At 25.9% G+C, this 26,389-nt stretch carries 20 protein-coding genes; 15 read left to right on the top strand and 5 right to left on the bottom strand.

Features of this window, described 5'->3' with window-relative positions; translation table 11 throughout:
• Nucleotides 1-131: 131 nt before the first annotated feature.
• From KQY27_RS08915 to KQY27_RS08865, 11 genes are all read left to right on the top strand, one after another.
• Nucleotides 132-1,682 (top strand): methanogenesis marker 3 protein, encoded by a 1,551-nt coding sequence (locus KQY27_RS08915; protein ID WP_224426229.1) that lies wholly within the window; start codon nucleotides 132-134, stop codon nucleotides 1,680-1,682.
• 198 nt (nucleotides 1,683-1,880) lie between these two features.
• A complete protein-coding gene (locus KQY27_RS08910) occupies nucleotides 1,881-2,387 on the top strand; it encodes a methanogenesis marker 6 protein (RefSeq protein WP_224426228.1) in 507 nt (168 codons plus the stop codon).
• 101 nt (nucleotides 2,388-2,488) lie between these two features.
• On the top strand, nucleotides 2,489-3,052 hold the full coding sequence (locus KQY27_RS08905; protein ID WP_224426227.1) for a methanogenesis marker 5 protein: 564 nt from the start codon (nucleotides 2,489-2,491) through the stop codon (nucleotides 3,050-3,052).
• Nucleotides 3,045-4,286, top strand: coding sequence for a methanogenesis marker 15 protein (locus KQY27_RS08900; RefSeq protein WP_224426226.1), 1,242 nt, complete (start codon nucleotides 3,045-3,047; stop codon nucleotides 4,284-4,286). The genes KQY27_RS08905 and KQY27_RS08900 overlap by 8 nt, the downstream gene beginning before the upstream one ends.
• A gap of 24 nt (nucleotides 4,287-4,310) precedes the next feature.
• Nucleotides 4,311-4,868 (top strand): methanogenesis marker 17 protein, encoded by a 558-nt coding sequence (locus KQY27_RS08895; RefSeq protein ID WP_224426225.1) that lies wholly within the window; start codon nucleotides 4,311-4,313, stop codon nucleotides 4,866-4,868.
• Nucleotides 4,869-5,409: 541 nt separating this feature from the next.
• Nucleotides 5,410-6,276, top strand: a complete 867-nt coding sequence (locus KQY27_RS08890) for a radical SAM protein (RefSeq protein ID WP_224426224.1) — start codon at nucleotides 5,410-5,412, stop codon at nucleotides 6,274-6,276.
• A gap of 845 nt (nucleotides 6,277-7,121) precedes the next feature.
• On the top strand, nucleotides 7,122-7,394 hold the full coding sequence (locus KQY27_RS08885; protein ID WP_224426223.1) for a metal-sensing transcriptional repressor: 273 nt from the start codon (nucleotides 7,122-7,124) through the stop codon (nucleotides 7,392-7,394).
• A gap of 141 nt (nucleotides 7,395-7,535) precedes the next feature.
• A complete protein-coding gene (locus tag KQY27_RS08880; RefSeq protein ID WP_224426222.1) occupies nucleotides 7,536-9,737 on the top strand; it encodes a cation-translocating P-type ATPase in 2,202 nt (733 codons plus the stop codon).
• 319 nt (nucleotides 9,738-10,056) lie between these two features.
• Nucleotides 10,057-11,028: an S-methyl-5-thioribose-1-phosphate isomerase gene (gene mtnA, locus KQY27_RS08875; RefSeq protein ID WP_224426221.1), complete on the top strand. Its 972-nt coding sequence runs from the start codon at nucleotides 10,057-10,059 to the stop codon at nucleotides 11,026-11,028.
• Nucleotides 11,029-11,767: 739 nt separating this feature from the next.
• Entirely contained in the window at nucleotides 11,768-12,787 is a 1,020-nt protein-coding gene (locus KQY27_RS08870; protein WP_224426220.1) for an Ig-like domain-containing protein, read from the top strand.
• Nucleotides 12,788-12,982: 195 nt separating this feature from the next.
• Entirely contained in the window at nucleotides 12,983-13,789 is an 807-nt protein-coding gene (locus tag KQY27_RS08865; RefSeq protein WP_224426219.1) for a hypothetical protein, read from the top strand.
• A gap of 319 nt (nucleotides 13,790-14,108) precedes the next feature.
• Here the strand turns inward: KQY27_RS08865 and KQY27_RS08860 are convergent, their stop codons facing one another.
• Complete coding sequence (locus tag KQY27_RS08860) at nucleotides 14,109-15,317, bottom strand: class I SAM-dependent methyltransferase family protein (protein WP_224426218.1); 1,209 nt, start codon at nucleotides 15,315-15,317, stop codon at nucleotides 14,109-14,111.
• 415 nt (nucleotides 15,318-15,732) lie between these two features.
• On the opposite strand from KQY27_RS08860, the gene KQY27_RS08855 reads away from it, so the two are divergent.
• The 4 genes from KQY27_RS08855 (at nucleotide 15,733) to KQY27_RS08840 (ending at nucleotide 21,550) form a co-directional block, all read left to right on the top strand.
• The gene (locus tag KQY27_RS08855; protein WP_224426217.1) at nucleotides 15,733-16,968 is read left to right on the top strand and encodes a phenylacetate--CoA ligase; all 1,236 of its coding nucleotides are present in this window, start codon (nucleotides 15,733-15,735) and stop codon (nucleotides 16,966-16,968) included.
• A gap of 84 nt (nucleotides 16,969-17,052) precedes the next feature.
• The gene (locus tag KQY27_RS08850) at nucleotides 17,053-19,248 is read left to right on the top strand and encodes a Tex family protein (protein ID WP_224426216.1); all 2,196 of its coding nucleotides are present in this window, start codon (nucleotides 17,053-17,055) and stop codon (nucleotides 19,246-19,248) included.
• 90 nt (nucleotides 19,249-19,338) lie between these two features.
• The gene (gene dph5 / locus KQY27_RS08845; protein ID WP_224426285.1) at nucleotides 19,339-20,148 is read left to right on the top strand and encodes a diphthine synthase; all 810 of its coding nucleotides are present in this window, start codon (nucleotides 19,339-19,341) and stop codon (nucleotides 20,146-20,148) included.
• Nucleotides 20,149-20,464: 316 nt separating this feature from the next.
• Nucleotides 20,465-21,550 (top strand): DUF2207 domain-containing protein, encoded by a 1,086-nt coding sequence (locus KQY27_RS08840; RefSeq protein ID WP_224426215.1) that lies wholly within the window; start codon nucleotides 20,465-20,467, stop codon nucleotides 21,548-21,550.
• 109 nt (nucleotides 21,551-21,659) lie between these two features.
• Here the strand turns inward: KQY27_RS08840 and KQY27_RS08835 are convergent, their stop codons facing one another.
• The 4 genes from KQY27_RS08835 to KQY27_RS08820 form a co-directional block, all read right to left on the bottom strand.
• Nucleotides 21,660-22,172 carry a type 1 glutamine amidotransferase domain-containing protein gene (locus KQY27_RS08835; protein WP_305067307.1) on the bottom strand — a complete coding sequence of 171 codons (513 nt, stop codon included), beginning with the start codon at nucleotides 22,170-22,172 and terminating at the stop codon, nucleotides 21,660-21,662.
• Nucleotides 22,173-22,358: 186 nt separating this feature from the next.
• Complete coding sequence (locus tag KQY27_RS08830) at nucleotides 22,359-24,035, bottom strand: MFS transporter (RefSeq protein WP_224426214.1); 1,677 nt, start codon at nucleotides 24,033-24,035, stop codon at nucleotides 22,359-22,361.
• 82 nt (nucleotides 24,036-24,117) lie between these two features.
• The gene (locus tag KQY27_RS08825) at nucleotides 24,118-24,546 is read right to left on the bottom strand and encodes a MarR family transcriptional regulator (RefSeq protein WP_224426213.1); all 429 of its coding nucleotides are present in this window, start codon (nucleotides 24,544-24,546) and stop codon (nucleotides 24,118-24,120) included.
• Nucleotides 24,547-24,927: 381 nt separating this feature from the next.
• On the bottom strand, nucleotides 24,928-25,803 hold the full coding sequence (locus KQY27_RS08820; RefSeq protein ID WP_224426212.1) for a hypothetical protein: 876 nt from the start codon (nucleotides 25,801-25,803) through the stop codon (nucleotides 24,928-24,930).
• Nucleotides 25,804-26,389 lie beyond the last annotated feature (586 nt).

The following is a 26,389-nucleotide window of genomic DNA, read 5'->3' as shown; positions in this document are numbered from 1 at the left end:
TTTTATCTTAAAAGTTTATAATTTAACATTAATAGTTTATATTTATATTTTATATTTATTTAATATTTTATATGTATAATAATTTAATTATATATAACTTAATGACATGTAAATATTTATTGAGGGTTTTTATGAAAGTAAAAATTAATGGAAATGATGTAGAGCTTAAGGAAGGGTCTACAATAAAAGAAGCAATTGATTTTTCAAATGCTCCTTATGATGATGGCAGTATTATTTGTCTTATTAAAGGTAAAAAAGAATTTGAGAAAAACATCAATAAATATAAGATAAAAACTCCAAAAGGAAGTATAATAATTGAAATGGTTGAAAATGAAGAAGCGAAACCATTAATTGACCTTTGGAAAAAACAATACAAAGATTTTGAGGGGCGTTCTATAAGATGGACGTCATCAAATGAAGTAGCGATTGGTCCTACTACAACTGATTTAGAACCAACAATGGATGAAAATAGATATAAAGATGGGGATGTAATATTAAGCTTATCTGGGTTTAGTAATGAATCTACTCATATAATTTTTGCTAAAGAAGATCATTCTGCAGTTTATGGTGTTCCAGATTTTAATAAAGGTATTTTTGCAAAAATTGTAGGTGGAAAAAGAACTGTACGTCTTTTAGATTCTGATGATGATGTTATTTCTGTAGAAGGAATTATTGAAAGGAGTAGTGTCACTGATAGTGCCTCTGTTTCTAATTTAAATACAGTTTTAAAAGAAGGGAATCAATTATTTACATATGTCATGCTCAAAATAGATGAAAATTCTCCTCAATCTGCTGAACACTTATTTTCTTTAATTGAAAAAGGAAATGTTTCTGTTGATTATGAAGCAAATTCTTTTGTTGGTTTTTATTCACTTCAAGGTTTGGGAAAGAGTGTTGAAAACACAACTATGAGAAAAAGAGGAACTGTAACTGTAAGAAATACTGGAAAAGGTATTGGTAAAGTTTATATCTATAGGGAAGATAGAGTAAAATCTCATCATCATACAACTGTTGCTTATGTTGAAAAAGGGATGGAATTATTAGATATAGCTAGTTCTAAAGATAAAATTACTATAAAAAGTAATCCTGAAAGGATAATGACTTTGGCTATGACTCAAAAAGAAACTGAAGATTATTTGAAATCTATTGGCATATCTCATGAAAAAATTGGTGTTATAGATGATGATGGATTGGTAGTTGAACAAAATCCTGAATTTTCTATTGATATTATAAAAGAAGGTAAGGTTACAACAAAAGGTATCAATAAAGAGGATTTAGCTATAATTGAGATTTATGATAATGAAAATGAAGCTCCAAGATCTTCGTGGTACTTTAAAAAGATTTCTGGCTTAGTTGAAAAGCCAATCGGTGCTTTGAAAGTTCATTTTGCATTTCCAGGAATGAAAATGTCCATTTTTGAAGGAGATTCAAAGGAAGCTAAAGGTTTAATTCCTGAAAATATTCCAGGGGCTTGTGTTGAAGCTGGTAAAATTGGTGTTACAAATATGGCTAAGAAAAATGTTGGTTTGATTGGAGTTAGATTTGAGAGTAATGATGAATTTGGTCCAACAGCAGAACCATTTAATGCAACTAACATTGTTGGTAAGATAATTACTGATTTGAATCATATTGAAGAACTAAAAGAAGGAGAATTACTATATATTAAAAGATCTAAGGAATAATAATTATTAAATAGGTAATATTTTAATTAGTTAATTAATTAGTTAATTAGTTAATTAGTTGATTAGTTAGTTAATTAATTCATTCTATTGATTAAAGTTAAAAATTTAGTATAATATGATAGATTTATAATATGATAAATTATTTTAAATTTAGTATAATATTTTATAATCATGTATTAAAAATTCAAAAGGGATATTATGGTTGAAAATGTATGTATCAATCCAGATCTTGGTAGAGAAGACAGAGATCCTGAAGTTGTTACAAGAATGATTATTTTGGGTCCAAAAGCTAATGTCAGTGAAAGTGAAGTTGTTAATCAGATGCATCTTTTAGGATTGCCTTTAACTATCAAACAAACTTGCTATGGTGCTATGGTTAGTGGAAAAGAAGAAGATGTTATAAAAGCTATTAAAGAGGTAAGAAAGTTAGATCCATATAATATTTTTACAAAAGACAGAGGATTTCCACCAGGTGACCCTCGAAGATGTAGAGGGCATAGAAAAGGACCTCGTGAAGGTTTTCATCAAATGGAAAAAGAATTTCAACTTCTTGGCTATGTTTCAGATGCTTTGAAAAATCCAAAAGAAGTTTCTCTTGAAAAAAAGAGTTGTATTCCAGTAGATGAGTTTGAAGATGTCATGAATCAGTGCTTAGATGAGGAAAAATCCAAAGTAAAAGATAAGGATAAAAAATCTAATGTATAAATTCATGAAAAATAATATTATTCATAATAAAATTATAATCTATAATAAAATTTACAACATTTATAAAATTACAAAAATATTTTGATCTTTGAGGTGACACAATGGTAAAAGTAATGATATTTCCACCTAATTCATTGATTTTAGCAGATTTAATTGAAAGAAAAGGGCATGAAGTTCTTTCTCTCCAAAAAGCGGTTAGGAAAAAAGTTAAAGATCCTGATATAGATTCTCCTCCAATGAATCTTACTGAAGAGGATCCTATTAAAGGATTAAAGTATGCAGCTATTGAAGTTCCTTCTGGAGTACGTGGAAGAATGTCTCTAATTGGGCCTTTAATAGAAGAAGCAGAAGCAGCTATAATTGTTGATGATGCTCCTTTTGGTTTTGGTTGTGTTGGTTGTGCTAGAACTAATGAACTTTCTACTTTTCATCTTAGGAAAAGAGGTCTTCCAACCCTTGAATTAACATATCCTAAGAATAAAGATGAAACTACTGATATGGTAAATAAAATCAATACTTTCTTAGATTCACTTCCTAAATCTAATCCTTCTGATTCTGATTCAGACTCTTCTGATTCTAATGGTTCTGAAACTGATAGTTCTTATTCTTCTAATTCTTCTAATTCTAAAAATGAAAAAAATAAAAAGGAGCTAAACAATGGTTAAAATAGCTTTAATATCCTGTGGTACTGAATATAGTGGTATTCAAAAAGAAATAGAAAAAGCAGCCACTACTTTTGGTTCAGAAATAGTTATTCCTGAAATTGATCTTGAATATATTGATGAAGCTTATGAGAAATTTGGATTTTCTGCTGAGAGTTCAAGTTTAAAGCTAATGATAGCGAGGGCTATGTCTATTGTTGAAGGTAAAAGTAAAGCTGATGCTGTTTTTATAGCTACTTGTTTTAGATGTGCAGAAGGTGCTTTAGTTAGAAATGAAGTTAGACGTTTCATTCAAGAAAATACTCGAATTCCTGTTGTAACATACTCTTTCACTGAACGAACAAAAGCTGATGAACTTTTCATTCGTATGGAGGCATTAACTACTTCTGTAGCTAGAAGAAGTATTCTTGCTCGTGAAAAACAAGAAGGATTAACTCTTGGTGTTGATTCAGGTTCAACAACTACAAAAGTTGTTCTCATGGAAAATAATTCAGTTATTGGAACTGGTTGGACAGCTACTAAAGATATTATGGAATCTGTATATAGGGCTGCTGATGAAGCTTTTGAAGGTACTGGCTATAGTTTAGATGATGTTGAAGGTATTGGTACTACGGGATATGGTCGTCTTACTATTGGAAAGAATATGAAAGCAGAACTTATTCAAGAAGAACTATCTGTAAATGCTAAAGGGGCAGTTTATCTTGCAGGTCATCAAAAAGGTGATGCTACTGTTCTTGATATTGGTGGAATGGATAATAAAGTTATTACAGTTAATGATGGCATTCCTGACAATTTTACCATGGGTGGAATCTGTGCAGGTGCTTCTGGAAGATTTTTAGAAATGACTTCACGTAGATTAGACGTTGATATTACAGAACTTGGGCCTTTAGCTATGAAAGGAGATTATAAAAAAGCTATGTTGAACAGTTACTGTATTGTATTTGGTATTCAAGATTTAGTTACTACTCTTGCAGCTGGTGGATCAAAAGAAGATGTAGCTGCAGCTGCATGTCATTCTGTAGCTGAACAGGTTTATGAACAACAATTACAAGAGATTGATATTCGCGAACCTTTAATACAAGTAGGAGGAACCTCTCTTATTTCAGGACTTGTAAAAGCAGTTAGTGAAACTCTTGGAGGAATTGATGTCATAGTTCCTGAATATTCCCAACATATTGGAGCTGTTGGTGCAGCGTTACTAGTTTCTGGAATGGGCAAAAGGCAGGAAAACAAATAATAATAGAAAAATAGGTGCATTTTAATGCTTGTTGAATCTACTGATAAGGAAGGAGCAAAGGTTTATGAAATGATTATTAAACAAATCTTTCAAGATCTTCAATTGTCGCCTTCGATTAAGGACATGAGAGTTTATGTCGATCCTGTTGAAGTTGTATTTATTTTAGCCATGAAAATGGATAAAACTTCTGATTTCACTATTTTAGGCGATGTAACTAAGATAGAATATGATAAAGAAGCAGATAAAACTATTATTCGTGTAAAAGATGAAAATTATCTTCCGAATATTTTAAAAAAGTTATGGCTTGAAAAAGGAAGAGAAAATGTACATCAACCAGATAGATTTAGCTTTGTTCTTGATGGAAACGAGGATAATTTAGAAAACTTAGTAATCGATGACCCTTATGAAAATCTAAAAAAAAGAGTTTATGATGCTGCTTTTAGAATAATTCCTGAAGGATTTAGAATAATTAGAGATATTTCTCAAGATGATATTATAGCTATTGTATGTACTGATGAATTAATTAAAGATGAGTGGCTTGATAGAGGATTAAATTATGTTAAAGAATTGAAATCTTCTTAAATCACTAAATCTTATTTAATTTTATTTAACTTTATTTAATTATATTTAATTTTCTTTTAATTATATTTCAATTTTTATAGAAATTTAATATAATTTTTTTCTAATACAAATTATAGTTTATTATAATTATTATCTTTTGTTCGTTCAAAATACAACAAAATTTAATAACTAGTTCAAACATATTATATAATTGATATTATTATATTCACATTATTTACAAATTAACAAATTCTTTAAATTTTTTTAAATTTTTTTAAATATTTTTAAATAGATTCTTAAATAGATTTTAAACAATGTTAATATAGTTGATTAGATAAACTTTTTAAATAGGGTTTTTAAATATAATTTTTTATATAGTTTTTAAATAAAAGTAAATTCTAAATATATTGGAATATATATTGGAATACACATTGAAATTATTGAAATATATAGATATATTGAAATATATTGTCTTAAATATATAATTTAATTAATCATTTTAATATAAATTTAATATATTTTTATTGATAGATCATTGGATCTAATGATATGAGGTGACATTATGGAAAAACATAACGGAAGTCGTTTTGCTCATATAACTAAGGCTCATCCTTGTTTTAATGAGAAAATGCATGATAAAGTAGGTCGTGCTCACGTTCCTATTGCTCCTAAATGTAATATTTACTGTAATTTCTGTACAAGGGATATTAATCAAGATGAAGATAGGCCAGGAGTAGCTTCTTGTGTTATGAATGCAGATGATGCAATTAAACATGTTGAAGAAGTAACCAAAGAAGGACCAATTTCTGTAGTTGGTGTAGCTGGACCTGGTGATTCATTAGCTAATGAAGCTACTTTTGAATTCTTTGAAAAACTTGGTAAAACTAACTCTGATTTAATCAAATGTATGAGTACAAATGGACTATTACTTCCAGATTATGCAGAAAAATTAGCTAATCTTGGAGTCAATACTGTTACAGTCACTGTTAATGCTATTGATCCTGAAATAGGAAAAGATATTTATACTTTTATTAATTATAAAGGTAAAATCTATAAAGGAAAAGAAGCTGCAGAAATATTAATTAAAAATCAACTTGAAGGAATTGAAAAATTAGCTAACCTTGGGGTTATCATTAAAGTTAATAGTGTTTTAATTCCTGGATTAAATGATGAACATATTGTTGAAATAGCTAAAGAAGTTAAAAAACGTGGAGCTTCACTTATGAATGTTCTTCCACTTATTCCATTAAATAAAATGAAAGATTATTCACGTCCAAGCTGTGCTGAAATCGAAAAAGTACGTGATGAAGTCGAGGAAATATTGCCAGTTTTTAGAGCTTGTACTCAATGTAGGGCTGATGCTTATGGAATTCCTGGTAAAAAAGATGAAGACAAGCATTTAGGAATGACTCCTGCAAGCCATTACTAATTTTAAAACTTTTTTAATCATATAATTGGCGTATTTATCTAATTATTTTTTGATATTTTTAGTAGAATAGTTTAACTATTCTATTATTATTTTTAATAATTTTTATAATACTTAATTTTACATTTTATAAAATACAATTTGTATATAAAATTTTGTATATGTAATTTGATATATTATTTTTATATGTAATTTTTTAACTATAAAATCAATTTTTATAAAATTTTCTAGTTTATTTCAATATTTAATTAGAAAAATAGATTTATTAGATAATTTTATTATTTATTAATGAAAAAAAAAAAGATTATCAATCCTCTCAAAAATAATATTTGAGAGGAACAGATAATTTTGTCCCGATTAATAAAAAGATTGAAGAGCTTATGATTGAGTAAATGCTTTTTTCAATGTAATGATAAACATGATAACTTTTGGGAGAGTTTATTAATTACATTATTAATTTTATTAATCAAAAACAATAATATAGATTATGGATGAACTTGTTTATATATTTTTCGATTTTGTAAATATATGGAATATATATCTATATTAAATTTATCCAGAATTCTTATTAAATTATATTATTTTAATGATAATAATTAGATGTCTTCCTTTTTTCTTTTCAAATTTAGTTTAATTTTTAAATTCATATATTTTTAATATATTAATGAATTTATTATATACTTTATTATATTATATTTATATCTCGAATTAACATATTTATATCTTGAATTAACTAATTTTTATTAATATCAAAATAAAAATAATCAAAATATTTAAATATAATCAATACTAATACCCCTATAGGTATAATCTAAAATATATTTTTAGATTTTTAATTAGGTGAAAAAATGAAAAAGTGTATGGATTCTGAAAACCTTCATATAAGATTGAAAAAAATTATAGGTCAGCTAAATGGTATTGATCGCATGATTGATGAAGATATTCCATGTGAAGATATTATTATGCAAATTAATGCATCTAAATCTGCTTTACATAAAGTTGGTCAAATTGTTCTTGAAGGACATCTTAATCACTGTGTTAAAGAAGGAATTGAAACTGGAGATTCTGAACAAACAATAAAAGACTTTACAAAGGCTATTGAGTATTTTTCACGTCTTTAGTTTTTTATTTTTTATTTTTTTCTTGTATACCTATACCCCTATACCTATATTATTTTATCATTATCATGTATAATCTTTATTGTTATCTATAATTTGATAATAATTTTTTAATTAAATATTCAGTATGTTGGAAGTTTAAAAATGGATATAGAAAGTGAATTTATAATTGAAGAAAAAAGATCAATAATATTTCTAGCTATTTCAGCTATTGCTTTAATAATGAGTTTTTTTAAGATAGCTACAATTGGACCTATTGATTTAGGATGGATAGCTATTATTCTTTGTGGTATACCTATTATTAAAGATGCAATTGTTGGACTTATTACAGAATTTGATATAAAAGCAGATCTTCTTGTTTCTATTGCTTTAATAGCAGCCATAATTATTGGGGAGATATTTGCAGCTGGTGAAGTTGCATTTATCATGGCTATTGGTGGACTTTTAGAAGAGTTTACTGTGGCTAAATCTCGAGCAGGAATAGAAAGATTAGTTCATTTAACTCCACAAACTGCAAGAATAATTTCTAAAGATGATAATAATAATGAACAAGTTGTAGATGCTAAAAAAGTTGCTATTGGAGATTTAATTAAAGTTTTACCTGGTGAAACTATTCCTGTAGATGGAGAAATAGTTAATGGAGAAACTTCTATTGATCAATCAGTAATGACTGGTGAACCTATTCCTGTAGATAAAACTAAAGGAGATGAAGTTTTCAGTGGTACTGTAAATCAGTTTGGATCTTTTATAATGAAAGCTACTAGAATAGGAAATGATAGCTCACTTCAAAGAATGGTTAATTTAGTTGAGTCAGCTGATGCTGGAAAAGCAAAAATTGTCCGCCTTACTGATAAATGGGCAACTTGGATTGTTGTAATTGCACTTTCAGCTGCAATAGCTACTTACTTCTTAACTGGTGAAATAATTCGATCTGTTACAGTTTTAGTTGTATTTTGTCCTTGTGCCCTTGTACTTGCTACTCCAACAGCTATTATGGCAGCAATTGGAAATTTAACAAAGTATGGTGTTTTAGTAAAAGAAGGAGATGCATTAGAACGTCTTTCTCAAGTTAAAAATATTTTATTTGATAAAACTGGGACTTTAACCTATGGTAAAGGAGAAGTTATTGATTTTATTGAATATAATAATTATGATAATACTGACTATAATAATAATAATAATAATAATAATAATAATAATAATAATTCTAAAATCAAAGGTAATGATACAAGTATTAATAACAATTCTAAAGAAATAATTAAAATTGTTGCTTCATTAGAAAATAAATCAGAACACCCTTTAGGAAAAGCTATTGTTAAATATTATAAAGAGTTTAATAAAAATCTAAATAAAAGAGAATTTAATAAAAATTATCAAAAATCTAAAGAAATGGAGTTCACAAGGTTTTTTGATGTAGATAATTTTGAAATGGTTATTGGAAAAGGTGTAAAAGGAATAGTCAATGGAAAATATGTTTTAGCAGGGAATAAAGAATTTTTAAACACGGAAAACAATGTTGAAATAGATGAAAATTGGATAAATTCTTTATTATCTCCTTTTATTGAAAAAGGAAATACAATAATATACATTGCTTTTAAAGATATTAATAATAAAAATAACAATAAAAATAAAAACAATAATAACAATCACAATTACAATAACAATCACGATAATAATTACAATAATAATTATAATAATAATTATAATAACAATTTTAATAATCCTAATAACTCTAATAATTATAATCATGGTGATTATTTCCAATTTGTTGGGGCTATGATTTTAGGGGATTCATTAAGGGAAGATTCAAAAGATACTATTAAAAATATAGAAAAAATTGGACTTAACACAGTTCTTTTAACAGGAGATAGTGAAAAACCAGCTAAATACATGGCAGAACAACTTGGAATTGATGAATTTCATTATAACTGTCTTCCTGAAAAAAAAATGAATTTAATTGATAGTTATCAAGATCTAAATAATGAATTTGTGGCTATGGTGGGAGATGGAGTTAATGATGCACCTTCTCTTAAAAAATCTCATGTTGGAATAGCTATGGGTGGTATTGGAAGTGATATAGCTGTTGATGCTGCTGATATTGCTCTCATAGGTGATGATATTAAGTTTATTCCTCATCTTTTAGGGATTTCAAAGAAATTAATGGAAACTATCAATATCAATATAACATTATCACTTGCTTTAAACTTTATAGCAATTATTTTAGCTATTTTTGGAATTTTAGATCCAATTACAGGCGCTTTAGTTCATAATATAGGTTCTGTACTTGTAATAGCTTACTCTTCATTGTTATTAAACTGGAAAAACAGTAATTTTATGATTTACTAAGGATTTATAATTAATACTATAAATATAAAGTATTTCTATCATTCTTTTAAACTTTTATTTAATATTATATGAAATATTATAATAAAATGTAATATAAAATATTATTTGGAATATTATTTAAAATCTTATTTAAAATCTTATTTGAAATATTATTTAAAATATTTTTAAAAATATTTCTAAAAATTGATTTTTGTTTATAATGAGGAAAGTATTTATTAAAAGTTAGACATATTTTTTATTGTTAATAATTAAGAAAATAAGAAATAAATCATTCAAATTAATTTTATACTTTTAAAATTCAAATTTACTATGTGATATTATGAAAACAATGGAATGGAAAGATAATAAACTAGTATTAATTGATCAAACTAAATTGCCCGATGAATTAACCTATTTTACATGTGAAAGTTATGAAGATGTGATTTTAGCTATTAAAACAATGATTGTTCGTGGAGCTCCAGCAATTGGAGTAGCTGCAGCTTTTGGGATGGTTCTAGGAGAACTTGCAGGAGAAAATTCACAAAAAGTAGCTAAAGAAATAAAAGCATCTCGACCTACAGCTATAAACTTATTTTGGGCTGTTGATAGGGTTTTAGCCAGCGATGATTTTCTTAAAGAAGCTTTAGATATGTATAAAGAAGATATTGATACTAACTTAGCTATTGGAAGACATGGTGCTGAAGTTATTTTAGATGGAGATACAATCTTAACTCATTGTAATGCTGGAGCCCTTGCTTGTGTTGATTATGGAACTGCTCTTGGTGTTGTCCGTTCAGCATATCATGAAGGTAAAGATATTAATGTTATCTGTGATGAAACTCGTCCTCTTGGTCAAGGAGCACGTCTTAGTGTTTGGGAGATGCAACAAGAAAAGATTCCAGTAAAACTGATTCCTGATGTAGCTGCTGGTTATTTAATGCAACAAGGTGAAATTAATAAAGTAGTTATTGGTGCAGATAGAGTAGCTCATGATGGAATAGTTAATAAAATCGGTTCTCTGATGGTGGCTCTTTCAGCTAAAAGATTCCATGTTCCTTTTTATGTAGCCGCTCCTTTGAGCACTTTTGATCATGATATATCTATTTATGATACTGAAATAGAAGAAAGAAGTTCAGAAGAAGTAATTCATTATGGTGGGTGCCGTATTTGTCCTAAAGACACAGAAGTTAGAAATCCTGCTTTTGACATAGTCCCAAAAGATCTTATTACAGGAATCATTACTGAAAAAGGAATTATTGATCCTGATAAGTTTAATGAATTTTTTCAAAAATTAAAATATGAGGATGTTTAAATTTAAAATTATATAATAATTGTTTTTAATTTATAAATTATTATATTCTTTTTATTTTATCATATTATTTACCATTTTTTATTTGTTATATCATTATACTAATTAGTTCTCTTATTATTCTATTATTATTCCATTATTATTCCTTTTTTATTATATTTATTATATTATTATAGCTATAGCTTCTCATTTTCTTATTTTTTTAATCTTTTAGATTTACTTTTTGATGTTTTTCATTTATTAATATGTATTTTGTTAGAATCGGCTACTTTTTTTATTTTTTTAAATTTTTATTAAATACTTGTTTGTGAGTATTATTTTCTTCTTCATGTTTTTCATTTCATTTTACATTATTTTCATTCATATATTTTTATTTCTTATTTTCTATTATATATTAATTGTATATTACTTAATATAAGCTATTCTAGCTTGAATTATGTAGAAAATCTTATATGGAATGTTTTTTATATAAATTATTAAAGTTATATTATCCTATTGAGATAATATTTTATCATATTATTTCCATTTTTTATCATAAAAATATACGTATAATTAATTTATAAAATCTAACTATATAATATGGTTAAAAGATATTTAATGTATAATAAATTATTAAATAAATCCATTAAATCCAATAAAGCTAATAAATAAAAAAATACAAAAATACAAAATGTAGATTCTAATATAAGGCTTTATTATTTTAAAAATTTTAAAATAAGTTTAAGAATTGGGGTATTATGATATGTATATTGAAAAAACAAGTAAAATAAGCAAAATAACATTTTTATTAGCTTTAATATTTACAACTATATTATTATCTTCAATGGCAACAAACTTTGCCAGTGCAGCTGATAATACTACTTTAAAAATTGATGAAAGTGTAGGTCGTTTTGATACAGTTTCACAGCTAAATGCTAAGTTAATTAGCAATGGTACTGGAGTTTTTAACAAGAAAATTTCATTTTATGTTAATAACACTTATGTGGGATATAATAAAACGGATTCAAATGGAATAGCTAAGATAAATTATCTAGTTACAGAAGTTGGCACATATAATATTAGGGCTATTTTTGCTGGAGATTCAAATTACTTAGCTTCTGAAAATAGTTCATTATTGAAGGTTTCTAAAACACCAACAGTTGTAGAAGCAAGCAACTATTTAACTATTAAAAAAACAGTTCTTCTTAAAGCTAAACTCCATTGTAATTGGGGAAATTTAATGGCTGGAAGAACAATTCTATTCTATGTAAATGGTAAATATGTTGGAAAAGGAACAACTAATATTTTAGGAAATGCATACAAAAGTTATAAAATTAAAAATCCTGGAACTTATAAAGTTACAGCTATTTTTGAAGGAGAAAGTAGATATCTTAAGTCCCAAAAAGTAACAACTCTGATAGTTCCTAATTCTAAATTATATGTTCAAAACTCAAAATTTTTAGAAGGAAAATACGTTTATATTAAATCAAAAGTGTATAACCTTAAAAAAGATGCATCTTCTTTAAAAATTTACTTTAGATATCCTAAAGGATGTGATTTTAAGGATATTCAAAATAATATTGGAACATATAAAGTCAATAATAAAAATAGATTAGTTACATGGACTATTCCAAAATTAAATGGAAAAAGTTCAACTACATTTTTATTAAAGCTTTACCCAACAATTAAGAAAAACTATACTGTTGTTCAAGTAGTTAAATATTCAACAAAAAGGATTGTTAATAAGATTTCTTTTGTTTCAAAAGAAGTTAAAATATTATAGGAATATCATGTGTCTATATAAAATATAATTTATTTATATATAAAATTAAATTATAAGTATAAAAATGGAATTATAATTATTAAATAGCTAATTATAATCAATTCAAATTTAAATACTTAATATAAAAGTAATTTAATAAAATGAAATGGATGTATAAATTAAATAATCTAAAGATTAGATTTTAAGAGGTCTAATATGTATAAAATTGAATATGCTAAGCCTATTATTTTTTTGATTCTTTTAGTAAGTGTTTTTTTCGTGCTTATTTCAGCATCGTCTGCTGCGATGTATGATCCAACAAAAACAATTGATCATGGGAAGAAGATAATTAAAGTAAATAATACAAAATATAAACTTTATTGGGAAACTGAACAATCAATATATCAAGATAAGAAGAAAATGCATATTTCTTATAAATCCATGAAAAATAAAGCAGATAAGGGTTATTTATATATTGAATTCTATAAAACTGGAAAAAAGAAGATGGGCATTTCAAAACAGTATTCATCAATGATTTATGGGACTGAAAAAATTGTAAAACTTAAAACTAACACTGATGATTTTTATTGGAAAAAATTAAGGCCAAAAATTTCTAATATTATTAAAAAACCAATATTAAACAAAGGTTTTATTAAATACAATGAAACTAGATATATTAATGCAACATACACGGATCCTAAAACTGGAAATAACGTAACTAAACCATATAAAATAAATTGGGTGGTTTTTTATTATACTCAAACTTCATCTATAGAGATAATGGCAATATACACAAATTTAAGTGCTTTAAACAATTCAAACATTCTTATAAATCGTTTATTACCCTCAGATCAAATTATTCGTCTTGATAAATTTGCCAAAGGAAAATTGAAAATTACCTCCTCTGTTCATGATATTATGCCATGTGGACCTACTAAAAAGTTTAGATATGTTAATACTAATTTAACTCCAAAGCAGTATTATTTGAAAGTATTAAAAAAAGAATTTGAAACAAAGATATAATTTGATGGATTAATGCAAGTAAATTTTAAAAAAAACGCTAATATGTATAAAAATAAGTATATTAAACTTGTATTCTCTTAATTTTTTTAGTAAGTATCTGTTCTTTGCTTTTTTCTGCTTCATCTGCTGCAAGATTTGAGCCAATAGAAAAGATTGATTCTGGAAAAAAAACAGAACACTTAGTTTAAAATTTATTTTATTTTTATTTTTTTATTTTTCATATTTATTTAAGCTTTATACTGATAATTTATTCTTACTTTTAATTTATTCTTATTTTTAATTTATTTTCCTTTTTAACTATTTTTTCATTTATTTTATATCAATAACTTATTTTAGCATCTATAACTACATGCCATTGTCCAGGACTACTTGATTTAACTTTACGAGTAGCTAAGACTTCAACATCTTTATCATAATTTTTAGCTATTCTTTTTATTCTTTCAATTCCAGAATCAAATCCATCAGAAAACTCATAGTAATGTATAATTCCATTATTATTTATTAGGGAAATAGCTAGGTTTAGAAAGTCTTTTGCAGTTCCTGGTAAATTCATAATAATTCTATCAAATTTTATGTTTTCTTTTATGAATTGTTCATTAGCTATTTGATTTATATCTCCTAATATTGGAGTTATTTTTCCTTTTAATTTATTAAGTTTTATATTTTCTTTCATATATTTGATAGCTATTTTGTTAATATCAACAGCATAAATATTTACATCATGGTCCTTAGCTATAAGGATTGGGAAAGGGCCGATACCTGCAAACATATCTAGAATAATTTCTCCATCTTTTACTTGTTCAGCTATTCTTTTTCTCTCTGTAGCTAATCTTGGAGAAAAGTAAACATTACTAACATCTAGTTTAAGTCTAGCTCCATGTTCTTTGTGAATTGTTTCTGGATTTTCTTCTCCAGTTATATGTTCTAATTGTCGTGTTCTCATTACTCCTTCAATAGCACTTTTTTTCATATATATTGCTTTTCGTTTTGTGAAATTAAGAGTAGCTTCTCCAATTATATATTTTTGATCTTGGAGGTTTTCAGGAATTTCAAGAATAACAATATCTCCAATAATATCAAATGAAGTTTTTAAATCTTCTATTTCTTGTTCTGTCAATTTTCCTTTTAATTCTTCACTTATACTTTGAGGATGTTTTTTTACTTCTTCTAAATCTTTTTCAACTAGACTTATATCAGTATAAATATCATTAAAATTGCCCATATTAATAATAGTATTAGTATTAGTATTAGTATTAGTATTAGTATTAGTATTAGTATTAGTATTAGTATTAGTATTAGTATTAGTATTAGTATTATTATTAGTATTTCCCTTTTTTTGGCTGTTTAAATTATTTTTTAGTTTTTCTATAATATTTTTCAGTGTTTCAGTATTTATTTCATCTTTTATAGGAATATATCCATAATTGTCTTCTGTAAGAATTTTATAGTTTCTAGCTATAATCTCTTTTTCCATTAATATTTTACGTATGGTATCTATATATTTTAATGGAGTTTTTATAGTTAACATAGTTATCACTTATTTTTACTATTTCTATATTTTTTATATTCTTTATTTTATTCTTTATTTTATTCCTTTTATATTCTTATTTTTATATTATATTTTATATTATATTTTATCTTATTTTTTATATTATTTCTTATTTTATTTTTATTTTCTTTTTTCTTTTTTCTTTTTCCTCTTTTTTGATTTATTATTTAGATATTCATAAAAATAATTCTAATATTATTCAATAATCTTAATATTTAATATCATAAAAAATTATACTTATAACTAATATTAAAATTATTATATTAAAGATAATAAAATTAAAGATAATGGGATATAATAGAGATAATAATAGGGATAATAATAAAGATAATAATAAAGATAAAATGGATAATATGGGAAAAAATAAATAATACTTATTTTATTGAGAGAAATTATGAAACTAAATAAAAATCAATTAGAACTAATCAATAAACAGCTAATGTGTTTAAATGAAATTGAAGATGAAAAATGTTTCTATAAAAAGAAATTTGGAGAAATTAGTTTAATTGAGACACAAGAAGATTTTGAAAATCTACCTTTTACAGATAAGAATGATTTAAGAGAGGCATATCCTCTTGGATTACAAGCTGTATCAGATGAAAAGATTGTTAGAATACATTCTTCTTCTGGAACAACTGGAACTCCGGTTATAATTCCTTATACTGCTAAAGATATTGAAGATTGGGCATTGATGTTTGAAAGATGTTATAAATTAGCTGGTGTCACAAATAAAGATAGAATACACATTACTCCTGGTTATGGTCTGTGGACAGCAGGTATTGGATTTCAAAACGGTGCAGAAAAACTTGGTGCTATGACTATTCCAATGGGGCCTGGAAATACAGATAAACAGCTAAAAATGATGATGGATATGAAGTCTACAGTTTTATGTGGGACATCTTCATATGCATTATTACTCGCTGAAGAAATAGCTAAACGAGGTATAAAAGATCAAATATGTCTTGAGAAAGGAATTATTGGATCTGAACGTTGGGGAAAAAAGATGCGTAACCGTATTGGAAGTGAATTAGGTGTTAAACTCTATGACATCTATGGGTTAACTGAAATATATGGTCCTGGAATTGGTATTAGCTGTGAATATGAATGTGGGATGCATCTTTGGGATGATTATTTATATTTTGAGATAATTGACCCTAAAACTGGCGAAATTCTTCCTGATGGCGAGATTGGTGAGTTAGTAATAACAACTCTGAAAAAAGAAGGGGCTCCTCTTATAAGATATCGTACTCATGATTTAACCCGAATAATTCCTGGAAAATGTAAGTGTGGAAGTGAATTCCCAAGAATTGATATTTTAATTGGAAGAACAGATGATATGGTTAAAGTTAAAGGAGTAAATATTTTTCCTAGTCAAATAGAGGAAGTTTTAGCTAAAATTAATGGTTCTTCAAGTGAATATCAATTGATGATAGATCATTTAAATGAAAAAGATATTTGCACATTATTTATTGAGATAAAACCTAATTTCAATAAATATGAACTTGAAAGAGAAATTCAATCTCAATTTAAGTCAGATATAGGAATAAAAATCAATGTTAAACCAGTTGATATTGGTGATTTGCCTCGTAATGAGAAAAAATCAACTAGAATATTTGATAATAGATATTAAATTTTTAAATATTCATTTAAATAAGTATTGAATATATATTAATTATAGATTATAAAATTCATTTATTAAGGAGAAATTACATCCATGATAGCAAAAACATTAGCAGAAGAACTTAATATTAAACAATGGCAAAGTGAAGCTACAATAAATCTCATTGATGAAGGAAATTCAATACCTTTTATAGCTAGATATCGTAAAGAAGCTACAGGTTCTCTTGATGATGAAATACTAAGGAAATTTGGAGATAGATTGGGATACTTGAGAAACCTTGAAGAGAGAAAAGAGCAGGTTATTCATTCTATTGATGAACAGGGAAAATTGACTGATGAAATACGTGTAGCTATAGAAAAGTGTGAAACTCTTGTTGAAGTAGAGGATATTTATAGGCCATATAAACCTAAAAAAAGAACAAGGGCGATTATAGCTAAAGAAAAAGGTCTTGAAGGATTAGCTAATATAATTCTTGAGCAAACTACTGAAATTCCAATTCCAGAGGTAGCTAAAGAATATTTGTCTGAGGAGAAAGAAGTAAATACTATTGAAGAAGCTATACAAGGGGCTCAAGATATAATAGCTGAAATAATTTCAGATAATGCTGATTTTAGAAGGTCTATTCGTGGAGTTACATTTAGGTTTGGGGAATTAGCTGTTACTGCTAAAGATAAAGATAAATCTTCTGAATATGAAATGTACTATGATTACTCTGAAAAATTGAATAGAATAGCTACTCACAGAATTTTAGCTATAAATCGTGGTGAAAAAGAGAAAATTTTAAAAGTCAAAATTGCTGCTCCTGTTGATGATATCATTGAGTATTTGACTCGTCACACTCTTATTGACTATGTTAAAGATGATGAAAATAAATTATCTCCAGAATATAATGAATATACAAAAGATATTCTTGAAGAAACTATATTGGATTCATATAAAAGACTCATTGCTCCTTCTATTGAAAGAGAAATTAGGAGTTCTCTTAGTGAAAAATCTGAAGAAAAATCTATTAGAGTTTTTTCAAAAAATCTTGAACAATTACTTATGCAAGGCCCAATTCAAAATAAAGTGGTTTTAGGATGGGATCCTGCATTTCGTACAGGATGTAAATTAGCTGTTGTAGATGGATTTGGAAATGTATTAGCTACAAATGTTATATTTCCAACAGAACCTCAAAATAAAATAGAAGAATCAAAAGTTGTTGTTTTAAAGTTAATTAGGGAATATAATGTTGATATTATAGCTTTAGGTAATGGAACTGCTTCAAGAGAATCTGAACAAATTATAATAGATATTATTAAAGGATCATCTGTTCAATATGTTATAGTAAATGAAGCTGGAGCTTCTGTTTATTCAGCTAGTAAATTAGCTACTGAAGAATTTCCAGATTTTAATGTAGGTCAAAGAAGCGCAGTTTCAATAGCTAGAAGACTTCAAGATCCACTTGGTGAACTTGTTAAGATAGATCCTAAATCAATTGGTGTAGGTCAATATCAACATGATATGAATCAGAAGAAGCTTGGAGAGTCTTTATCACAAGTTGTAGAAAAAGTAGTTAATAATGTTGGAGTAGATTTAAATACAGCTTCGATTTCTCTGCTTAGCTATGTTTCTGGTGTAAGTTCAAGTATAGCTAAAAATATTATTCAATATCGTGAAGAAGAAGGTGTTTTTACCAGCAGAAAAGAGCTTTTAAATGTATCTAAGTTAGGTCCAAAAGCATATGAACAGTGTGCAGGATTTTTAAAAGTTTATGGTTCAGATAATCTTCTTGATATAACCACTGTTCATCCAGAATCATATGAAGCTACTAAAAAATTGATTAAGAATTTAGGATATAATTTAGATGATTTTAAAGCTATTAACGATGATTTGAAGAAGATACACTTTGATAAGTTAAATAATTTACATGGTAGTGATTTTGAAAGGTTATCTAAAGATTTAACTATTGGAGAAATAACACTTAAAGATATTGTAAATGAACTTAAAAAACCGGGCAGGGATCCAAGAGATAGTATGCCTCAACCAATACTTAGAAGTGATGCACTTGAAATTGAAGACCTTGAAGAAGGTATGATTCTTGAAGGAACTATTAGGAATATAGTTGATTTTGGAGCATTTGTAGATATTGGAGTTCATCAAGATGGTTTGGTTCATATTTCTCAATTAGTAGAAAATCAATTTGTTAATCATCCATTAGATATTGTAAGTGTTGGAGATATAGTTGAAGTTAAAGTTATAGATGTTGATGTAGAAAGAAGAAGGATACAATTAAGTATGATTATTTAAAAATTTAATTTTATTTAACATTTTATTTAAACATTTAATTTTTTTCTTTTCATTGAAAATTTAAAAATATTGGAAACAGGAGAAATAGCTATGTTATACTTTGTAGGATTAGGATTATTTGATGAAAAAGATATTTCATTAAAAGGATTAGAAGCTTTAAAATCTGTTGATGTAGTTTATGCAGAGTTTTTTACATCTTATCTTTTTGGATCTAGTTTTGAAGCTATTGAAGAGTTAATTGGAAAAGAAATAATAGTTTTAAATAGGCAAGAAGTAGAAGAAGAAAATGTTTTTATGAAGGAAGCGATTATGGGAAAAAATGTAGCTTTAATCTGTGGTGGAGATCCACTTATAGCTACAACACACACTGATTTTTTAGTAGAAGCTAAAAAGAAGGAGATTGAAGTGGAAGTTATTCATGGATCTTCAATACTTTCATCTGCTCCTGGAATTTCAGGTCTTCAAGCTTATAAATTTGGAAAAGTTACTACAATTCCATTTCCCGATGAAAACTTTTTTCCACATTCTCCATATATGGCAATAGCTAATAATTTAGCTAATGATGCACATACACTTATATTGTTAGATATTCAAGCACATAAAAATAGATATATGTCTGTAAATCAAGGATTAGATTATCTTATGAAGATTAAAAATGATTTAATTTCTGATAAACGAGAAAATGAATGTCTTATTGATGAAGATACTTTAGCTATAGGTATTGCACGTGTTGGGTCTAAAAATGTTGTTGTTAAAGCAGATAAAATTGGAAAATTAGTTGATTTTGATTTTGGGGGACCATTGCATTGTATAGCTATTCCATCTAAATTACATATAGTTGAAGCAGAGTATTTAGTTGAAGTTTGTGGAGCTCCAAAAGAGATATTAGATGATATTTAGTATATTTAAAAAAATCATATTAGTAAATTTATATTAATTTATTTATTTATATTATTTTTTTTATTTATATTTTTTTTATTTATTTATTGGATTGATTTGATATATATTGAGGAATATTCATTGGAAAAATTTATATGTTATCTAATACTAATATTTAATGATGTATACTAATTTATAGTATATTTAATAGATAATATCTATAGGTATTGTTGCATTCTTCGGCGAGTAAAGGTTTATAGGTTATTGTCTTCGGTTAATTTTTTTTAAAACAACTAATGAATATTATAATATTTATTTTTCTTTAGAGGTGATTCAAATGGCTTTAGAATTTTCTAATATTTTGACTATTATAATTTTAATACTGATTGTTTTCCCAGTAATTTATTTAATATATATTATGTTGCCTAAAAATAAACATTCTAAAGAAATATATCAAAAACCTCCTACTAAAGATCCTCCTGCTTTTGTAAATTCTCTTTTTGGTAGTGGAATAAATAAAATGGTTGGTGAGATAAACATTGGAAGTTTTTATCTTACTTTATTAGATTTAATAAATAGAAAATATGTTTCTGTTAGAATCACTACTAAAAAAGACCAACATAACCAACATAACCAACATAAAACAACTAATGAAAGAATTAAGAAATCTGAATCACGTGAAAAAACATTAGATAAAATTATTCTAAAAATAAATGAAAAATCTACAGATAAGTTACATCCATTTGAGAAAAATGTTTTAAGATGTATACATTCCTTAGAAAATAAAGGAAATATTAATATTCTTGATACAAAAGAAGCTCTTACTAAAAGATTAAAGGTGAATAGTTTCCAAAAAAACTATGATAATTGGATTAAAAACTTCCATGAAGAATTCTTTAAAGATAATAAATCAGAACTTTTTAACAATAACTTTGATAATCTAAAGATATATGGGGCATTGCTAGGAGTAATTTTCATTATAACTTCAATATTTTCTTACTTTGAAAATTCAAATTTGAATTTGATACTTAGTTTTATTATGGGGGCTTTTGGATTCTTTTTAGTATTTGTACCAATTAAAAAGTTAGGTGGATGGACTAAAGAAGGTGAAGAACTTGAACAAAAATGGAATTCATTTAAAAAATTTTATACTGAAAACTTTAAAAGTACAGATAAATCTCAAAAATTTTTGAATGAAGGAATAAATTACTTACCTTACTTATATGCAATGGGGATTTCTAAATCTGTTTTAGTGAAGAATTTCAGTGATTCTAATAAAGTTACTGATACATATGTATTTTTGAAATATAACACTGATTCTATTATTAAGGAGATAGTTAAAGACTTCTTAGCTGCTGATGGAACATTTGATCCTAAATTTTATAATACTTCTGGGAATTTTGTACCAGGGTTTGGATTGTGAATTTGATAGTTTAATTAATTATGAAAAAGTTATGCGGAATATGTATTATATTTTAACATAATTGGTTTTTGATTAGTGCGATTTTTATGTTTAGGGTTCATAATATTTTTTATTCTTTTAATTTTTTAAGGGATGCTTTAACAAAAGCAGGTATATCAGCTGGGCTTCTGCTTGAAATTATGTTGTCATCTATAACAACTTCTTCATCGATAAATATAGCTCCTGCATTTATTATATCTTGTTTAATAGATTTCCAACCTGTGATTTTACGACCTTTTATAACTTTGGCAGTTATTAAAATCTGTGGGGCATGGCAAATTGCAAATACTGGTTTACCACTTTCAACAAATTTTTTTGTAAATTGTACAGCATTTTCGTCTGCTCTTAATTCATCTGGTGAATATCCTCCAGGGATTAGGAGAGCATCGAAGTCGTTTATTGACACATCTTGAAATGATTTTTCAATTTTTTCTGATGCATTTCCTCTTTTACCTTTTACTATTTGTCCTTTTTCAAGTCCTACAACAGTTATTTCATGATTGTTCTGTTTAAAAGCTTTTATAGGTTCTGTATATTCTACATCTTCAAACATATCTCCTAATATTACTACTATTTTGCTCATTATTTCACTCTCCATTTTGTTTTTTAATTGATTTAATGAGGTTTTTAGATTTTTTATTTTTGTTTAATTCCTTTTTTATCACATTAATTAGTGAGTTATAATATGTTTTTATTTAAATATAAAATATAATGATTACAATTCTTATTAAGATATAATTATTTCAAGTTTTATTAAGATATAATGATTTCAATTTTTATTTTTGGTTATCATTTTCATTAGATTGTTACTTACATCTCCTCTGCTTATAATACCTATGACTTTATTATTGGAATCTATTACTGGGAGTTTTTTGAATTGATGATTAGACAAGATTTGGATAGCTTTCTCAAGAGTATCCTCTTTTTTTATAGAATATATTTCTTTTTTTTGCATTAAACTATCAATTGTTGCATTGATTTTTTCATTTAAAACTTCTTGCTCGGTTTCTCCTTCTTCAATAAATATTGTATAAACAAAATCATGAAATGAACCTTTTTTTGGAGCAAGATATCTCAGGACATCTCCATCACTGATCATATTAATTAATTTATTTTCCTTATCAACAACTGGAACTCCACCAATATTATTTTTGCTTAGTAACCTTAGTAATTCTTTTACTGTTGTAGTGGGTTTTATAGAAATCACATCTGTAATCATGAAATCTTTTACTTTGAATGAGTGTTCTTGAGTTGGTTCTTCTGTTTCAGTTTTTGGTAGATGAATATGTTTACGGTTTAGTACTATAATTATTATGGAAGCTATAACAAAGCAACTTCCAACTAAAAATGGTGTGTTGGGTGAATATAATTGAGCCAATATTCCTGCCATAAAAGGAGCTATAGCTCCACCAATCATACGTAGAAACGAAAATGATGCAGAAGTAGTTGATGTTTCAACAGTAGATGTTTTCATAACTGCATTTGTAAATAAAGAATTACTATTTCCAAATAAAAAACCAGAAAAGACTATACATGCAGACATGACAAGTATGTTAGATGTCCATATTCCCATAATCAAAAGAAGTGCAGTGAAAATAATTAGCATTATATATAATGATTTGATAAATCCGAATTTCTTTTCAATTTTAGGTGCTATAAAGTAAGAGGAAATTCCTAGGAGAATTCCCCATCCTAAGAATATGATACCTATATTAAATGGATCTAATCCTAGTGCAAGAGGACTGTATGCTAGTAATGTGAAAAATCCAAAATTATAAAAACAATTAGCAATTCCTAATACTGCAATTGGTCTATTTTTCATTGCACGTAATGGATCAGTTAATGATGTATTTTTTTTGTCACCTAAATCTTCTTTTACATTTGGAAGCTTAATAAACAATAAAAGAAAAACAATAGTCATCATTATACCAATGCCAATAAATGGGTATCTCCATGAAAATTGTCCTAATATCCCTCCAATTAAAGGCCCTATTGCAACACCTATTCCAACAGCTGCTTCAAATAAAACAATTGCTCTTGTTTTTGAAACTCCTGCTGCTGTAACCATTGCAGCCAATCCAGTTGCAAAGAAAAGGGAACTACCTAATGCCCATATCCCTCGCAAACCAATAATTGTCCAAATATTACTTGCAAAACCTGCAATAGCTGCAAATAGTCCAATAATAATAGTTCCGATGAGTAATGTCTTTTTAAGACCTAATCTTGTAGAAATTGCTCCAGTTATAAGTGCTCCAATTGCTATCACGAAATTATAACTACTATAAAGCAGAGTAACTTCACTTGGACTTGCTGATAATGTTTTAGTAAGTGTTGGTAATACTGGACCTATAAGTCCCATGCCCATCAGAGCAGCTATTACTGCAATAAACAATAACCATGCTGCTGAAGGCAATTTTTCATTTTTTATTGAATCATTTGATGACATTTTTTATCCTATAATCTTTTTTATTTTTAGCTGATATATCAGTTATTTTTTTAAGTTCAATCCCCACATTATGATTAAAAAATTATTCTAAATTTGAATTTAATTTATCAAGTAAATAATTTAATTGCTCAAATTCAGATTCAGTGAAAATAGATTTAATTTCTTTAGAATTTTGAAGCATTAGTTCTGATATTTCTTTATATAACTCTTTACTATTATCAGTTAAATATATTAAAAATTCTCTTTTGTCTTTATATGAAATTTTTCTTTCAATGAGTCCCATTTTTTGAAGAGTATTTAAACTTCTGGTCATAGCTCCTGTATCTTTTTTTGTAGATTTTGAAAGCATATTTTGATTACATCCTTCATTTTGATGTATGAAATATAGAATATACCATTGTTCAAAGGTTATCCCACATTTTTTAAGTTTATTTTGAGTTAACCTTTTTAACATATGACTTATTTTGATAAATCTGAATAAAATATCGTTTTCATCGAAAATATAATCCATATAATTACCTTTATCAATTATTAAAAAATAAAATAAATCTAATTTTATCAATAATATAAAAATTTAATATAACTGACTTATCAATTATTTTATAATAATTATTATATAAAGGTTTTGGAATTTTTATATAATTATAATTTTTATATAATTTTTATATAATTTTTATAATTTTTATTAAATAATAAATAATATAATAAAATAAGAATTAATGAAATACTTCAATTTATCTATTCATTAATATGAATAAAAGATTAAATAAGAAATTAAAGAAAAAAAAATAAAATAAAAATTAAAATAATAAAAATTAGATAAATAAAAGTTAGAATTGAAATAAATAAAAAATAAAATAAAAATAAAAATAATTAGAACAAATTATTTATTTTAAGTTAATGAATACAAATTATTTGCTCTATAAATTTGATTTTTATTTCTATTTAGAGAATCTAGTCTGATATTTTTCACATATTTTGCTAATTTTTTAGGTATCTTAAAGTATATTGTTATTATAGCAGACTGTCCGGATCTTAAAGCTTTAATTTTAGCAGTTGCAGTATATTTTTTGAGTTTAGGATGAACTTTACCAAATTTTTTAGGGTATTGATACCAAATCTTTATTTTAGTGGCTTTAGTACTTAAAGATCCAACATTTGAAACTTTAACTTTTAAAAAGTTAATATTTCCTCTTTTATAATCTCTATAATTACTATAACCTGCTTTAACAGCATTTAAAACAAGTTGTGGTCTGTTTGCAACATATACATAATATATTGCAGTAGCATCCTGAATTTTACCAGAATAAGTTCCAAGACCTCCAATATTAAATTTAGTGAAAGTTGCATTGAAAGTTACTGTAATTTTTTTCCAACCTGAATTTTTATAAGCATGTGATATCCATCCACTACTTCTCTTTTTAGTACCATCACCAAAATTTATATAAGAGCTTTTTATTTTAACGCCTTCTACAGCCATTCCAGATTTTGTAGCTCCTTTGTACCTAACTTTTTTTCCTTTAGCTACTTGAAATGTATTTTGGGCATGTTTTTTAATACTTTTTGGTATTTTCGATTTCTCAATGGCGAAAATATTTCCACTTCCACCTAATCCTGCATAATTATTAGCAGCATTATCTAAATCATTATTTATTGTAACTTTGCCATTATTAATATTCATAGCTGCAGAAACAGTTGATACAGAACATATTATGAGAAATGCAATTAATATTGCGAAAATCCCAATTTTAGTTTTATTAATATTCAAATATATTAACCCCCCCTTAAGTTAATTAGAATATATATTTAAAAAAATATATTATTATTATATAATACAAAAAGTATTACATAATCATTCGTATATATACATTTAATCTTATATAAATTTTTTCATTAAAACAATCAATTATAATGAAATTTCATTTTGCTTAATTTTAGCTATTTTTTAAGTTTTCCAATTCATAACTTAGTCAACAATTTGAAAAAATTTATTTTTCTTTTTATATATTTAATAATTTTTTTATCTATTTTTATTTCTATTTTTATATTAATTCTCAAATTAATCAATATTTTTTAAAATTGTTAAATAATTTCTAGTTCTCTTATTTCAGATAATATATTTATTTTAATATTAAAAAATATTTTAATCAAAAATTTAGAATAATATAATAACATATATTGAATCAAAAGAAACTAAAATACTTGAAAATTTTAAGTATTTAAAATAATAAATCATAAATAGAAATAAAAAATAAATAGAAATAAATCATATGATAAAAATAGAATTAAAAAGATATGAATTGGATGCATAGCTTCTATGGCATTTAATTTCCAATTGTCTTTATTTTTTAGGC

Source organism: Methanobrevibacter sp. TMH8 (assembly GCF_020148105.1).
GTDB lineage: Archaea > Methanobacteriota > Methanobacteria > Methanobacteriales > Methanobacteriaceae > Methanobinarius.
Note: the sequence above shows the minus strand (reverse complement) of the source record. Positions and strands in the feature narration are given on the sequence as shown.

Excerpts from the sequence above, each read along its gene's own strand:
- KQY27_RS08885 (WP_224426223.1), top strand. The coding sequence starts at position 7,122 with ATGAAAAAGTGTATGGATTCTGAAAACCTTCATATAAGATTGAAAAAA.
- KQY27_RS08835 (WP_305067307.1), bottom strand. The coding sequence starts at position 22,172 with ATGAGCAAAATAGTAGTAATATTAGGAGATATGTTTGAAGATGTAGAA.
- KQY27_RS08915 (WP_224426229.1), top strand. The coding sequence starts at position 132 with ATGAAAGTAAAAATTAATGGAAATGATGTAGAGCTTAAGGAAGGGTCT.
- KQY27_RS08830 (WP_224426214.1), bottom strand. The coding sequence starts at position 24,035 with ATGTCATCAAATGATTCAATAAAAAATGAAAAATTGCCTTCAGCAGCA.
- KQY27_RS08840 (WP_224426215.1), top strand. The coding sequence starts at position 20,465 with ATGGCTTTAGAATTTTCTAATATTTTGACTATTATAATTTTAATACTG.
- KQY27_RS08870 (WP_224426220.1), top strand. The coding sequence starts at position 11,768 with ATGTATATTGAAAAAACAAGTAAAATAAGCAAAATAACATTTTTATTA.
- KQY27_RS08855 (WP_224426217.1), top strand. The coding sequence starts at position 15,733 with ATGAAACTAAATAAAAATCAATTAGAACTAATCAATAAACAGCTAATG.
- KQY27_RS08910 (WP_224426228.1), top strand. The coding sequence starts at position 1,881 with ATGGTTGAAAATGTATGTATCAATCCAGATCTTGGTAGAGAAGACAGA.
- KQY27_RS08825 (WP_224426213.1), bottom strand. The coding sequence starts at position 24,546 with ATGGATTATATTTTCGATGAAAACGATATTTTATTCAGATTTATCAAA.
- KQY27_RS08895 (WP_224426225.1), top strand. The coding sequence starts at position 4,311 with ATGCTTGTTGAATCTACTGATAAGGAAGGAGCAAAGGTTTATGAAATG.
- dph5 (WP_224426285.1), top strand. The coding sequence starts at position 19,339 with ATGTTATACTTTGTAGGATTAGGATTATTTGATGAAAAAGATATTTCA.
- KQY27_RS08865 (WP_224426219.1), top strand. The coding sequence starts at position 12,983 with ATGTATAAAATTGAATATGCTAAGCCTATTATTTTTTTGATTCTTTTA.
- KQY27_RS08905 (WP_224426227.1), top strand. The coding sequence starts at position 2,489 with ATGGTAAAAGTAATGATATTTCCACCTAATTCATTGATTTTAGCAGAT.
- KQY27_RS08860 (WP_224426218.1), bottom strand. The coding sequence starts at position 15,317 with ATGTTAACTATAAAAACTCCATTAAAATATATAGATACCATACGTAAA.
- KQY27_RS08850 (WP_224426216.1), top strand. The coding sequence starts at position 17,053 with ATGATAGCAAAAACATTAGCAGAAGAACTTAATATTAAACAATGGCAA.
- KQY27_RS08900 (WP_224426226.1), top strand. The coding sequence starts at position 3,045 with ATGGTTAAAATAGCTTTAATATCCTGTGGTACTGAATATAGTGGTATT.
- KQY27_RS08890 (WP_224426224.1), top strand. The coding sequence starts at position 5,410 with ATGGAAAAACATAACGGAAGTCGTTTTGCTCATATAACTAAGGCTCAT.
- mtnA (WP_224426221.1), top strand. The coding sequence starts at position 10,057 with ATGAAAACAATGGAATGGAAAGATAATAAACTAGTATTAATTGATCAA.
- KQY27_RS08880 (WP_224426222.1), top strand. The coding sequence starts at position 7,536 with ATGGATATAGAAAGTGAATTTATAATTGAAGAAAAAAGATCAATAATA.